Genomic DNA, 14,162 nt, shown 5'->3' with positions numbered 1-14,162 from the left:
CACCATGGACGCAGAACACATCAACCAGATCGGCGCCAGCCTCACCGATCTTTCCGCCCGAGCCCAAGCCCTACGGGGGTATCTTTGACTTCGACGCCAAGTCGGAGCGCCTGAGAACCGTCACCGCCGCCCTGGAAGACCCGGCGGTCTGGAACGATCCCAAGAAGGCCCAGGAACTGGGCAAGGAAAAGAAGCAGCTCGATGACGTGGTGCTCACGTTGTCGAACCTCGCGCGCGATCTCGGCGACAACCTCGAGTTGTACGAGATGAGCAAGGAGGAAGGCGACCACGCCGGGCTGATCACCATCGAAACGGACGCCGCGCGCCTGGCCAAGGACGTGGAGGCGCTGGAGTTCCGGCGCATGTTCAACAACCCGGCCGACCCGCTGAACTGCTTCCTGGACATCCAGGCCGGCGCCGGCGGCACCGAAGCCTGCGACTGGGCCAGCATGCTGCTGCGCCAATACCTCAAGTACGCCGAGCGCAAGGGCTTCAAGACCAGCGTCGAGGACGAATCGCCCGGCGACACTGCCGGCATCAAGGGCGCCACGATCAAGATCGAGGGCGAGTACGCCTACGGCCTGTTGCGCACCGAAACCGGCGTGCACCGGCTGGTGCGCAAGTCCCCCTTCGACTCGGCCGGCGGTCGCCACACCAGCTTCGCCAGCGTGTTCGTCTACCCCGAGATCGACGACTCGATCGAGATCGACATCAACCCGGCGGACGTGCGGGTGGACACCTACCGCGCCTCGGGCGCGGGCGGCCAACACATCAACAAGACCGATTCGGCGGTGCGCCTGACCCACATGCCCACCGGCATCGTGGTGCAGTGCCAGGACAGCCGCAGCCAGCACTCCAACCGCGACGTCGCCTGGCGGCGCCTGCGCTCGCGCCTGTACGACCACGAGATGCGCAAGCGCATGGAAGAACAGCAGAAGCTCGAGGCCACCAAGACCGACGTCGGCTGGGGTCACCAGATCCGAAGCTACGTGCTGGACCAGAGCCGCATCAAGGACCTGCGCACCAGCGTGGAAATCTCCAACACCCAGAAGGTGCTGGACGGCGACCTCGACACCTTTATCGAGGCCTCGCTCAAACAAGGCGTCTGACCGGACCACGGGCAGGCCCATAAGGAGAACATCGCCATGCGCGAAGGACAGAACGTGATCTACCGGGCCGACTACCAGCCGCCCGCGTACTGGATCGACACCGTCGAACTCTGCTTCGACCTCGACCCGGCCAAGACCCGGGTGCTCAATCGGATGAAGCTGCGTCGCAATGCGCAGATGCCGGCGCAACCGCTGCGCCTGGACGGCGAGGAGCTGAACCTGGCGCGGGTGCTGGTCAACGGCCAGGGCACCTCGTTCAAGATGGAAAACGGCCAGCTGGTGCTGGAGAACCTGCCGGCGGGCGACGAGCCCTTTGAGCTGGAGATCTTCAGCACCTGCGCGCCCGCCAAGAACACCACGCTCTCGGGTCTGTACACCAGCGGCGACTCGTTCTTCACGCAGTGCGAAGCCGAGGGCTTCCGCCGCATCACCTACTTCCTGGACCGCCCGGACGTGATGGCCAGCTACACCGTGCTGATCCGCGCGGACAAGGCCAGGTACCCGGTGCTGCTGTCCAACGGCAACCTGGTCGATCAGGGCGAGCTGGACGACGGCCGCCACTTCGCCAAGTGGGTGGACCCGCACCGCAAGCCCAGCTACCTGTTCGCGCTGGTGGCCGGCCAGCTGGTGGCGCGCGAGCAGCGCATCACCTCGCGCGCCGGCAAGGAGCACCTGCTGCAGGTGTACGTGCGGCCCGGCGACCTCGACAAGACCGAGCACGCGATGAACTCGCTCATGGCCTCGGTCGCCTGGGACGAGGCCCGCTTCGGCCTGCCGCTGGACCTGGAGCGCTTCATGATCGTCGCCACCAGCGACTTCAACATGGGCGCCATGGAAAACAAGGGCCTGAACATCTTCAACACGAAGTACGTGCTGGCCAGCCAGGCCACCGCCACCGACACCGATTTCTTCAACATCGAATCGGTGGTCGGCCACGAGTACTTCCACAACTGGACCGGCAACCGCATCACCTGCCGCGACTGGTTCCAGCTGTCGCTCAAGGAGGGACTGACGGTCTTCCGCGACCAGGAGTTCAGCATGGACCTGGCGGGCGAGGCCTCGGCCCGCGCGGTCAAGCGCATCGAGGACGTGCGCGTGCTGCGCACCATGCAGTTTCCGGAGGACGCGGGGCCGATGGCGCACCCGGTGCGCCCCGAGCAGTACCTGGAGATCAACAACTTCTACACCGTGACGGTGTACGAGAAGGGCGCCGAGGTCGTGCGCATGATGCAGACGCTGGTCGGCCGCGAAGGCTTCCGGCGCGGCATGGACCAGTACTTCCAGCGCCACGACGGACAGGCCGTCACCTGCGACGACTTTTCGCAGGCCATCGCCGACGCCAACCCCGGGTCCCGGCTCGCGCAGACGCTGGAGCAGTTCAGGCGCTGGTACAGCCAGGCCGGAACGCCGCGGGTGAAGGCCGAGGGCCGCTGGGACGCGGACTCGGGCATCTACAGCCTGACCCTGAGCCAATCGTGCCCGCCCACCCCCGACCAGCCGGCCAAGGATCCGTTCGTCATCCCGATCGGCCTGGGCCTGATCTCGGGCGGCGTCGAAATCGCCAACGGCATGCACGTGCTCACGGAGCAGAGCGAGACGCTCACCTTCCCCGGCCTGCAGTCCGAGCCCGTGCCTTCCATCCTGCGCGGCTTCAGTGCCCCAGTGGTGCTGGAGTTCGACTACCCCGACGAACAGCTGCTGGCGCTGCTGGCGCACGACGCCGACCCGTTCAACCGCTGGGAAGCAGGCCAGCGCCTGGCGCTGGGCCGCGCCCTCGCCTACCTGCGCACGCCCGGCCTGGCGCGCAGCGACATCCGGCTCGATGCGCCCTTCGTCGAGGCCATGCGCGGCATCCTGCGCCATCCCACGCTGGATCCGGCCTTCAAGGAGCTGGTGCTCACGCTGCCCGCCGAAACCTACATCTCCGAGCAGCTGGACACGGTGGACCCGCAGCGCGTGCACATGGTGCGCGACGCCATGCGCGAGCAGCTCGCGCAGGCGCTGTTCCACGACTGGGAATGGGCCTTCGAGCAGCACCGGGAGAACGGCGCCTACCGGCCCGATCCGCGCTCGTCCGGCCGCCGCGCCCTCGCCGGCCTGTCGCTCATGCACCTGTGCATCGCCGCGCGCAAGAGCGGCGACACGGTGTGGCCGGGCAAGACCCTGCAGCGCTTCAAGGACGCGAGCAACATGACCGACCGCTTCAACGCGCTCACCGCGCTGGTGGTCAGCGGCCATGAACTCGCGGCGCCGGCGCTGGCGCGCTTCCATGCCACCTTCCAGGACGATGCGCTGGTGCTGGACAAGTGGTTCGCCCTGCAGGCGGGCGCGCCGGACCGCGGCGGCAACATCCTGCCCATCGTCAAGCAGCTGATGAACCACCCGGACTTCAACATCCGCAACCCCAACCGCGCGCGCAGCCTGATCTTCAGTTACTGCAATGCCAACCCCGGCGCCTTCCACCGCCCGGATGCCGCGGGCTACGTGTTCTGGAGCGAGCGGGTGACCGAGCTCGATGCCTTCAACCCGCAGGTGGCGGCGCGCCTGGCGCGGGCGCTGGACCGCTGGAAGAAGCTCGAGGAGCCGCTGCGCAGCGCCGCGCGCGAGGCCATCGCCCGCGTGGCCGCCAAGCCGGACCTGTCGAACGACGTGCGCGAGGTCGTGACGCGCGCGCTGGCGGACTGAGGAGAACGCGCGGATGACCCAACGCATTTCCCTCACCCGCTACCTCGTCGAGCAGCAGCGCATCCGGCACCACCTGCTGGCCGAGCTGCGCCTGCTGATCGAAGTGGTGGCCCGCGCCTGCAAGGGCATCAGCCATGCGGTGACCCAGGGCGCGCTCGGCGGCGTGCTGGGCAGCGCCGGCAGCGAGAACGTGCAGGGCGAGGTCCAGAAGAAGCTGGACATCATCGCCAACGAGGTGCTGATCGAGGCCAACGAATGGGGCGGCCACCTGGCGGCGATGGCCAGCGAGGAAATGGACGGCATCTACGCCGTGCCCAACCGCTTTCCCCAGGGCGAGTACCTGCTGCTGTTCGACCCGCTCGACGGCTCTTCCAACATCGACGTCAACGTCAGCATCGGCACCATCTTCAGCGTGCTGCAGAAACCCGAGGGCAGCACCGGGGTCACGGAGCAGGACTTCCTGCAGCCGGGCAGCCGGCAGGTGGCGGCCGGCTACTGCATCTACGGCCCGCAGACCACGCTGGTGCTCACCCTGGGCCACGGCGTCGTGATGTTCACGCTGGACCGCGAGCAGGGCTCCTTCGTTCTCACCGGCGAGGACCTGCGCGTGCCCGAGGACACCAGGGAATTCGCGATCAACATGAGCAACATGCGGCACTGGGACGCCCCGGTGAAGCGCTACGTCGACGAATGCCTGGCCGGCAAGGAAGGTCCGCGCGGCAAGGACTTCAACATGCGCTGGATCGCCTCGATGGTGGCGGACGTGCACCGCATCCTGACCCGCGGCGGCATCTTCATGTACCCCTGGGACAAGCGCGAGCCGGACAAGCCCGGCAAGCTGCGCCTGATGTACGAGGCCAACCCGATGTCCTGGATCATCGAGCAGGCGGGCGGCGCCGCCACCAACGGCCGCCAGCGCATCCTCGACATCCAGCCGAACGGCCTGCATGAGCGGGTGTCGGTGATACTGGGCTCGCGCAACGAGGTGGAGCGGGTCACCCAGTACCACTTGAACTGAACTCAGCGCGCCCGCGCCAACCGGAGGACGACCATGGCCAAGAAAAAGATGAATGCCTTCTACGCGCAATCCGGCGGCGTCACCGCCGTGATCAACGCCACCGCCTGCGGCGTGATCCAGACGGCACGCGCGAACAAGGACAAGATGGGCAAGGTGTACGCGGGGCGCAACGGCATCATCGGCGCGCTGACCGAGGACCTGATCGACACCGGCAAGGAGTCGGCCGCGGCGATCGCGGCCCTGCGCTACACGCCCTCGGGCGCCTTCGGCTCCTGCCGCTACAAGCTCAAGTCGCTGGAGGCCAACAGGCGCGAGTACGAGCGCCTGATCGAGGTCTTCCGCGCCCACGACATCGGCTACTTCTTCTACAACGGCGGCGGCGACTCGGCCGACACCTGCTTCAAGGTGAGCCAGCTGTCCGAGAGCATGGGCTATCCGATCCAGGCGATCCACGTGCCCAAGACCGTGGACAACGACCTGCCGATCACCGACTGCTGCCCCGGCTTCGGCTCGGTGGCCAAGTACGTGGCGGTGTCGGCGTTGGAAGCGTCCTTCGACGTGCGCTCCATGGCCCTGACCTCGACCAAGGTGTTCGTGCTGGAGGTGATGGGCCGGCATGCGGGCTGGATCGCAGCGGCCGGCGGCCTGATCGAGGAACACGGCATCCCGGTGGTGGTGCTGTTCCCCGAAGTCGCGTTCGACGAGGCCAAGTTCCTGGCCCGCGTCGATGCGCTGGTGAAGAAGCACGGCTACTGCACCGTGGTCGTCTCAGAAGGCGCCCACCATGCCGACGGCACCTTCCTCGCCGAGCAGGGCACCAAGGACGCCTTCGGCCACGCCCAGCTCGGCGGCGCCGCACCGGTGGTGGCCAACATGATCAAGAAGGGCCTGGGCTACAAGTTCCACTGGGCCGTGGCCGACTACCTGCAGCGCGCGGCGCGCCACATCGCCAGCAAGACCGACGTGAAGCAGGCCTACGAGCTCGGCGCGGCGGCGGTGAAGATGGCGCTGAAGGGCCACAACGCCGTGATGCCGACCATCGACCGCACCAGCGATGCGCCCTACCGCTACAAGATCGGCATGGCGCCGCTGGCCAAGGTCGCGAACGTCGAGAAGTTCATGCCGCGCGACTTCATCACCGCGGACGGGTTCGGCATCACCGCCAAGTGCAAGCGCTACCTGATGCCCCTGATCCAGGGCGAAGATTCCCCGACCTACAAGAACGGCATGCCGGTGTACGCGACCCTGAAGAACGTCGCCGTCGCCAAGAAGCTGCCGGCATTCGACCTGAAATGATTCCTCAGCGCAGCCTGCTGCTGGCGCTGTGCCTGGCGGCCGGGGCCGCGCTGGCACAGGCGCCGGCCCCTGTCGTCAAGCCCGGCGACAACCTCGTCGTCGAGGGCATCCCGCCGGTGCCGGCCGGCACCGCCGAGCGCGTCGCGCAATACACCGAGTTCCGTTCGGCGGCGCTGCGCGACTGGCACCCCAAGCGCCGCGAGATGCTGATCGGCACCCGCTTCGGCGATACGGTGCAGGTGCACGCCGTGCGCGTGCCGCAGGGCGCGCGCACGCAGCTCACCTTCTTCCCTGACCGCGTGGCCGGCGCCTCGTTCCAGCCGACCCACGGCAACTACTTTGTGTTCAGCAAGGACGTGGGCGGCGGCGAGTGGCACCAGCTCTACCGCTACGACATGGCCGACGCCCGTGTCACCCTGCTGACCGACGGCAAGTCGCGCAACACCGGCATGGTGTGGAACCGGGCCGGCGACTGCATCGCCTACATGTCCACCCGCCGCACCGGCAGGGACAGCGACCTGTACCTGATGGACCCGGCCGATCCGAAGAGCGACCGCCTGCTGCTGCCGCTGGAAGGCGGCGGCTGGGGCGCGAGCGACTGGTCGCCCGACGGCCGCCAGATCGCCCTGCTGGAATTCATCTCCATCAACGAATCGCGGCTGTGGCTTGTCGATGTGGCCGCCGGCACCAAGCGCCTGATCACGCCGCCGCAGTCCGGCGAGCAGGTCTTTCACGGCGCGGCCCAATTCAGCCGCGACGGCAAGGCGCTGTACGTCAGCACCGATCTCGGCTTCGAGTTCCGCCGCCTCGCGCACCTGGACCTGGCCACGCTGCAGTGGCAATTCCTGACCAGCGACATCCCCTGGGACGTCGAGTCCTTCCAGCTCTCGGACGACGGCCGCACGCTGGCCCTGCTCACGAACGAGGCGGGCGTGGGACGCCTGCGCTTCATGGACACGGCCACGCACCGGCATCGCCCGGGCCCGGCGCTGCCCGTGGGCGTGCCGGGCGGCATCCAGTGGCACAAGAACAACCGCGAGCTCGGCTTCACGCTGAGCGCGGCCAAATCGCCGGCCGACGTCTGGTCGGTCGATGCGCGCACCGGCAAGCTCACCCGCTGGACCACCAGCGAGACGGCGGGGCTGGACACTTCGTCCTTCGCCGATGCCAGGCCCGTCGAGTGGAAGAGCTTCGACGGCCGGGCGATCTCGGGCTTCCTCTACCTGCCGCCCGCGCGTTTCACTGGCAAGCGGCCGGTCGTGGTCGACATCCATGGCGGGCCCGAGGGCCAGTCGCGCCCGTACTTCCTCGGCCGCGAGAACTACCTGCTCAACGAACTGGGCATCGCCATCGTCTATCCGAACGTCCGCGGCTCCACCGGCTACGGCAAGACCTTCGCCAAGCTGGACAACGGCATGCTGCGCGAGGACTCGTACAAGGACATCGCCGCGCTGCTGGACTGGATCAAGGCACAGCCGCAGCTGGACGGCGAGCGCATCCTGGTGACCGGCGGCAGCTACGGCGGTCACATGACCCTGGCGGTGGCCAGCAACTACAGCGACAGGATCTGCTGCGCGATCGACGTGGTGGGCATGTCCAACCTCGTCACCTTCCTGGAGAACACCGAGAGCTACCGGCGCGACCTGCGCCGGGTCGAATACGGCGACGAGCGCGACCCGAAGATGCGCGAGTTCCTCACCCGCATCGCGCCCATGACCAAGGCAGCGCACATCCGCAAGCCGCTGTTCGTCGTCCAGGGCAAGAACGATCCGCGGGTGCCGGCCAGCGAGGCGCTGCAGATGGTCGAGACCGTGCGCAAGACCGAAACGCCGGTGTGGTTCCTGATGGCCAACGACGAAGGCCACGGCTTCGCCAAGCGCAAGAACCGCGACTTCCAGTTCTACGCCGAGCTGCTGTTCATCGAGCAGTTCCTGCTGAAGTAGCGCTGAACAGCCGCGCCGTGTCGACCACCGGCACGGCCTGGCCCTCGTGACTGAAGCAGGACAGCGCCAGCCGGGGCCACAGGCCGGAGTCACCGGGCAAGGGGCACAACTGCACGTCGCTCACCTCGGTCATTTGCGGCAGCGCATGCAGCGCCAACGCGCCGTACGACAGCGCGGCCTCGCCGGCCTCCTGCCAGGCCACGACCAGCGCGTAGCGGCAGGCGTCCGCGCGATCGGTCATCCCGCCCTGCACCAGCGCCGCGACATCGATCAGCGGGATGCGCCGGCCACGCCACGGCAGCAGGCCCAGCGCATGCGCCGCGGCGCCCGGAACCCAGGTGGGCCGGGGCGACTCCAGGATCTCGTGCGTGGTGTGCGGCGCCAGCGCGATGCTGCGGCCCTCGGCGTACGCCACGAGGCGCGCGACGGCGCGGCTCATTGGATCACCTCCGCCCTGCGGGCTGCGGTGGCTCATGGCGTCACCCCGCTGCACGCCAGCCGGGACACCTGATCCGCGCTCGCCGGAAACACGACCTCGCCGTCGATCACCGTGTAGTGGCGAAAGGGCGAATCCGCCAGCAGCAGCGTCGGCGGCAGCGGCAGGCACTGCAGCGAGACGTCCATCAGCACGCGCAGCTCGTCCCAGCACCAGGCGAGGCCGGAGGCATCGCCTGGCAGCGTCGCGGCAATGAAGCGCCCGGCAGGACACGCGGCCAGCAGCGTGCCGTCCTCGGACAGCGCGGCGTAGCGGCGTCCGTCGTCCTCCTCGCCCGCCATGACCAGCAAGCCCGGCTGCCCGGAGGCCACCGGACGGGCCGCGAGGTACTCGGCGGTGCTCACCGCCCGCTGCGGAAACAGCAGGCGCAGCGTGCCGGCGCGCAGCAGCACGAAGTTGCCCTGCAATTGCCCGGTTGGAAGTCCCGTCATCGTGCGAACTCCCGTCAGGCCGCGAGATGCTCGCGGATCGTTCGCAGCAGCTCGGCGTCGTTGTAGGGCTTGGTGAAGTAGGCATCCACGCCGGCCTGCTGCGCCATGCGGCGGTGCTTGTCCTGGGAGCGCGAGGTGATCATGATCACCGGCACTTCCTTCAGGTCGTCGCGGCCGCGGATGTGGCTGGTCAGCTCCACGCCATTCATGTTGGGCATCTCCAGGTCGGTAAGCACCAGCCGCGGGCGGAAGCCGCGCAGCGCATCGATGGCCTCGACGCCGTCGCGCGCCGCTTCCACGCGGTAGCCGGCGTCCTGCACCAGCTGGCGCAGCGAATTGCGCACCGACAGCGCATCGTCCACGATCAGCACGCCGGGCAATTCCTGCTCCACCCGCGCCGCTTCAGGCTGCCTGACGCCGGAGACGGCAGCGCGCGCTCCCTGCGACAGCAGCTGCGCCAGGTCCAGGTTGACCGCGATGCCGCCGTCGCCCAGGATCGACAGGCCGGCGACGCCGCGGACATGACGCGCGTAGCGCCCCGGGCTTTTCACCAGCAGTTCACGGGCGTCGAGCAGCCGGTCCACGGCGAGCGCAAGCACACGCTCGTCGATGCGCACGATCACCGCATCCTGGGCGTCCAGCGGACGCTCGTCGCCCGGCAGGCCGGCCAGTTCCGCCAGGCGCAGCGCCGGGTACACGCGGTCGGCATGGCGATAGGCCAGCTGCCCCGCCACCACCGAGAACTCGCCGACGCCGCGCGGCACCGCCTGCTCGACCTGCACCGAGGGCAGGCCGAAGCGCTGGCCCATGGCCTCGACCACCAGCGTCTGGACCGTCGTCAGCGAGGCGGCGAAGCGCAGTTCGATGGTGCAGCCCGCGCCGGGCCGCGAGGCGATGCGGACCGTGCCGTTCATCTGGCCGACCCACTCGCGCACCACGTCCAGCCCCACGCCGCGCCCCGAGAGCTCGCTCACGGTGTCGCGTGTGGAGAAGCCGGGCAGCAGCACCAGGCGGGCGATTTCGTCGTCCGACATCGGCCGCTCCGCCGCCAGCAGCCCGCGCTCGACCGCGCGGCGCTGGATCGCCAGCAGGTCCAGGCCGCGGCCATCGTCCTCGCAGCGCAGCACCACCTGCTGGCCTTGCCGCGCGAAGCTCAGGCGAATGCGGCCGGCCGGCGGCTTGCCCAGCCCGGGCCGCACCCGCGGCGCCTCCAGGCCGTGGTCCACCGCGTTGCGAAGCAGGTGCAGCAGGGGCTCGGCCAGCCGGTTGAGCACGTCGCTGTCGATCAGCGTCTGGCCGCCTTCGATCTCCAGCACCGCTTCCTTGCCCGTCGCCTGGCAGCTGGTGCGCACGTTGCGCTGCAGGCGCGATTCGAGCACGCCCACCTCGCTCATGCGGGTGCCGATGACCAGGTGCTGCATGTCCTTGCTCAGGCGCTGCCCGCGGGCCTGCAGGCCCGCCAGCTGTGCGATGCCCTCTTCCACCCGCAGCGCCAGCGCGCGGGCGTCGGCCGCCTCCTCCATCAGCGCATGCGAGGTGCTGTGCAGCTCGCTGTACTGGTCCATCTCCAGCGGGTCGAACGCGGCCTCGCCGGTGCGCCGATGGCGGCCGCGCATGATGCTGAGCGAGCGCACGTCGACCACCGTTTCGAGCTCGAACAGGCGCTTCTGCACGCGCAGGTTCTGCGCCAGCAGCTCGCGCGCGCTGTCGGCCAGCGCCTTGATCCGCGCCTCCATGGCGGCGGTGTGCACCGACACCTCGCCCGAAACACGGAACAGCTCGTCGATGCGGCGCACGCTGACGCGCATCGCGGCCGCGGCGGCGTCGGCTTGAAGCACCGGCGCCGGCGCGGCCTGCGCGGCCACGGCCTCGCCCATCGAGCGCACCGGCAGGTTCTCCAGCGATTCACCGCGGTCGACCAGATTGGCGAGGTCGAGCACGGACTGCAGCACGGCCTGCGCCTGCTGCGGGAATTCGTCGCTGCCCAGGACGAAGCCCACCATCTGCTCCAGGCAGTAGGCCGCGTCCAGCAGCGTGTCGGCGGCGCGGCGGCCCACCTGCGCACCCTCGCGCTCGAAGTGATCGAGGATGTCCTCCAGGTGGTGGCCGAGCGAGGCGATGCCGCGCAGGCCAATGATCGAGGCCGAGCCCTTGAGCGTGTGCACCACCCGGCGCGCCGCGACCACGTCGGAACTGTCGCCCTCGCCGCCCGCCATGTTGCGCGCCAGCGCCACGAAGTAGCGTGCCTGCTCCGGCGCTTCGTGCTGGAAGCCTTCCAGCAGCCGGGCGTCGACGTCGGCCGGCATCGCGAGCGCGACTTCCGAGGCGCTCGCCACCAGCGGGCGTGGCGGCGTGCCCTCGCCCTCGCCGGCCTGCGTGAGCTGCAGCGGCATGGCGCCCAGCATGTGCATCACTTTCAGCGACAGCTCTTCGTCCATCGCGACGGGCGCCGCGCCCATGTGGTCCAGCAGGCCGACGGCGGCCGACGGATCGCTCAGGTTCTGCAGGTAGTGGACGATCAGCGGCGGCCAGGCGCGTAGGAAAGCGATCAGGTCCTCGCGTTCCCCCGCCGGCGTGATGCTGAGCAGCAGGCAGTTCTCCACCACATGCGCGCACACCGCCTGCAGGCCCGGGAAGCCGGCCAGCTCCGACGCCTCGCCCATGCGCTGCGCCTGCCCGCTGTAGCGGTCGAACGCCTCCAGGAACACCGGGTCGTCGTTGTCGCGTCCGGACAGTTCGCGCAGGCTCTCCTCGAGCTCGCCTTGCACGAGCGCGATTTCGGCGGCCAGGGCCTCGATCAGGTCCTTGAGCTTCATGGTTGCGGTCTCCTGGTGGCGCCGCGGCGGCGCGTCGCCATCACGCGTGCGCCAGCTTGAACACGTTCACCGAATCGACCAGCCGGCGCGCGGAGTCCAGCAGCGTCTCGGTCTCGCGGTTCTGCGTCTCGATCTGCTCGGCGGTGCGTTCCGTGCTGGCGCCGATGCCCTGCACCGACTTGAGCAGCTCGGCCGAGGTCGCCTTCTGCACTTCGGACGAGGCCGCGATACGGCGCACCTGGGCCACCAGCTCGCCGGTGATTTCCTGCGTGAGGCGCATCTGCTCGCCGGCCTTCTGCGCCTGTTCCGAGCCCACCACCACCTGGCCGATGGTGCGGTTCACCGTGGAGATGGTCTCGTTGGTCTCCAGCTGGATGTTGCCCACCAGGGTGGCGATCTGCTGCGTGGCGTTGCGCGAGCTTTCCGCCAGGCGCTGCACTTCTTCCGCCACCACCGCGAAGCCGCGGCCCGCCTCGCCGGCCACCGCCGCCTGCATCGACGCGTTCAGCGCCAGCACGTGCGTGCGTTCCGAGATGGTGTTGATCAGGTTCACGATGCCGGTAATTTCCTGCGAGCGCTCGCCCAGCCGCTTGATGCGCTTTTCCGTCTCGGCGATGGTCTCGCGGATCGATTCCATGCCCTTCACGGTGCCGTTCACCGTCTCCAGCGCGCTGTCGGTCGCCTGCGTCGCGCGCTCGGCGGAGCGGTTGCTCTGCTCGGCCAGCGCCGCCACCTGGTTCATGGTCTCGGTGGCGCCGGCGAGCGACTCGATCACCTCGCCCACGCTGCGGCGCTCGTCCTCGGCGGTGCGCGACACCAGGTCGGCCTGCCCCTTCACCTTGCCCGAGGCCTGCGCCACGTTGGCGGCAATCGCGGCCACGTCGCGCAGCACGCGCGCGGTTTCCTCGGTCAGCGCGTTGATCGAGTCCGACACCGTGCCGATGATGTCCTGCGTCACCGGGGCGCGCGCCGTCAGGTCACGCTGCGACAGCTGGTTCACCGCTTCCAGGATCGAGATCACCGAGTTGTTCAACGTCTCGTTCTCGGCTTCGGCCTTGCGCGCCGCTTCTTCCGAAGCCTGCTGCGCCGCGATGCGTTCCTGCAGCAGCAGGTTCACCGTGCGCCCGAGGTCGCCGACCTCGTCGCGCGACTCGATGGATTGCAGCGCGGCGCTGTCGCCGCTGCGCACGCGCTCGACCGAGCCCTGCAGGCCGGCCACGGTGGTCGTGATGTTGCGCACGATCAGGAAGGAGATCGCGCCGGCCAGGGCCAGCAGCGCCAGCACGCCGCCGACGATCTTCAGACGGTCGCTGCGGGCCTGAGCGACGCGGCGCTCGAGCTGGCGCGACAGCAGTTCCTGCTGCGTGGCCGCCTTCTGCACCACCTCACGGGGCTTGGACACGTCCTTCAGGTAGGCGGCCGTGTCGATGGCGGGCATCTCCTTGCCCAGGATCTCGCGCCGCACCAGTTCCACCGCTTCGTTCGTCGCGCGCTGGATTTCCTCCATCTGTGCGCCGGCCGTGGCTTCGAGCTCGGGCAGTGCCTGCATCACCTTGCGCTGGTGGGCGACATAGCGCTCGGACGACTCGCGCACGTCCTTCAGCGTTTCGGCAATACGCGCGCGGTCACCCGCGCGGAACGCGTCGCGCAGCGCCGCTTCCTGCCGGGACGGGTCGCCGGCTCGCGCGGCGGCGATCTCCTGCAGGCGCGACACCACCGGGCTGCGCAGCTGGCCCAGCGCTTCGGACAGGCGGGGCAGGTCGATCAGCGTGGAGCGCGCCATGTAGTAGGTCGCCGGGTCGGCGTCCAGGTCGATCTTGTAGACCGCGGCGAACTCCTCCACCAGCCGCAGCATGCCGGCGATCGCCTCGATGTGGGCTTCGGTCACCGCGCGCTGGTCGATCCGGCGCGCCGCCACGTTCTCCTTGATCGCGGTCCATGACTTGCGGAACGCGGCGACGTTCTCCGTCACGCTCGCGTCGTTCAGCGGGCCGGTGATGGCTTCCAGCTTGGCCAGGGCCGCATCGGCCTCGGCGGCGTTCTTGGGCTGCGCGGCGCCGCGCTTCTCGTCGCCCAGCACGAAGTAGCTGGCGGAACCGCGGTGGTCCTGCAAGGTGCGTACCAGTTCCAGCGTGGCGGTGATGGCCTGCAGGCCGGACTGCTCGATCTGCGCCTGTTCGATCTGTTCCCTGGCTTCCTGCACCAGGCGCCACACCGGGAAGGCCGCCAGTGCCACGGCCACAGTGCCCAGCAGGGCGAATTTCTGCCACAGCCGCAGCGCGGTCAGGAAGTTGAGGCCGCGCGCGCGGCCGCTCAGGGAGTTGTTCACGTCGGTTTTCAATTCGAGCTCCAGGGAGATTCGCAAAGC

9 protein-coding genes are annotated in these 14,162 nt (G+C 69.0%); 5 read left to right on the top strand and 4 right to left on the bottom strand.

The annotated features are described in order from the left end of the window. Positions 1-4 precede the first annotated feature (4 nt). The 5 genes from prfB to UC35_RS15510 all read left to right on the top strand — a co-directional run bounded on the left by prfB (position 5) and on the right by UC35_RS15510 (position 8,051). A protein-coding gene (gene prfB / locus UC35_RS23685; protein ID WP_145979494.1) for a peptide chain release factor 2 occupies positions 5-1,109 on the top strand; the annotation gives its coding sequence in 2 pieces (ribosomal slippage) (positions 5-85 and positions 87-1,109; 1,104 coding nt in all). Positions 1,110-1,145: 36 nt separating this feature from the next. Next, entirely contained in the window at positions 1,146-3,794 is a 2,649-nt protein-coding gene (gene pepN, locus UC35_RS15525; RefSeq protein ID WP_061501248.1) for an aminopeptidase N, read from the top strand. A gap of 13 nt (positions 3,795-3,807) precedes the next feature. Then, positions 3,808-4,812 (top strand): class 1 fructose-bisphosphatase, encoded by a 1,005-nt coding sequence (locus UC35_RS15520; protein WP_061501246.1) that lies wholly within the window; start codon positions 3,808-3,810, stop codon positions 4,810-4,812. A 33-nt stretch (positions 4,813-4,845) separates the two neighbouring features. Further along, positions 4,846-6,108, top strand: coding sequence for a 6-phosphofructokinase (locus tag UC35_RS15515; RefSeq protein ID WP_061501244.1), 1,263 nt, complete (start codon positions 4,846-4,848; stop codon positions 6,106-6,108). Next, positions 6,105-8,051, top strand: coding sequence for an alpha/beta hydrolase family protein (locus tag UC35_RS15510; protein WP_082793281.1), 1,947 nt, complete (start codon positions 6,105-6,107; stop codon positions 8,049-8,051). Before UC35_RS15515 ends, UC35_RS15510 begins: the two co-directional genes overlap by 4 nt. Here UC35_RS15510 and UC35_RS23980 read toward each other — a convergent pair. Genes UC35_RS23980 through UC35_RS15490 form a run of 4 tightly spaced genes read right to left on the bottom strand, consistent with a single transcriptional unit; the run spans position 8,026 to position 14,123 of the window. Beyond that, entirely contained in the window at positions 8,026-8,490 is a 465-nt protein-coding gene (locus tag UC35_RS23980) for a chemotaxis protein CheW (RefSeq protein WP_061501241.1), read from the bottom strand. The genes UC35_RS15510 and UC35_RS23980 overlap by 26 nt on opposite strands. A 32-nt stretch (positions 8,491-8,522) precedes the next feature. Beyond that, on the bottom strand, positions 8,523-8,978 hold the full coding sequence (locus UC35_RS23975; RefSeq protein WP_158513914.1) for a hypothetical protein: 456 nt from the start codon (positions 8,976-8,978) through the stop codon (positions 8,523-8,525). A gap of 14 nt (positions 8,979-8,992) precedes the next feature. After that, positions 8,993-11,794, bottom strand: coding sequence for a response regulator (locus tag UC35_RS15495; protein ID WP_061501236.1), 2,802 nt, complete (start codon positions 11,792-11,794; stop codon positions 8,993-8,995). A 40-nt stretch (positions 11,795-11,834) separates the two neighbouring features. Next, positions 11,835-14,123, bottom strand: a complete 2,289-nt coding sequence (locus tag UC35_RS15490) for a methyl-accepting chemotaxis protein (RefSeq protein ID WP_145979493.1) — start codon at positions 14,121-14,123, stop codon at positions 11,835-11,837. Positions 14,124-14,162 lie beyond the last annotated feature (39 nt).

The sequence above is a fragment of the Ramlibacter tataouinensis genome, from assembly GCF_001580455.1.
Classification (GTDB): Bacteria; Pseudomonadota; Gammaproteobacteria; order Burkholderiales; family Burkholderiaceae_C; genus Ramlibacter; species Ramlibacter tataouinensis_B.
This window is presented reverse-complemented; position numbering and strand designations above follow the sequence as displayed.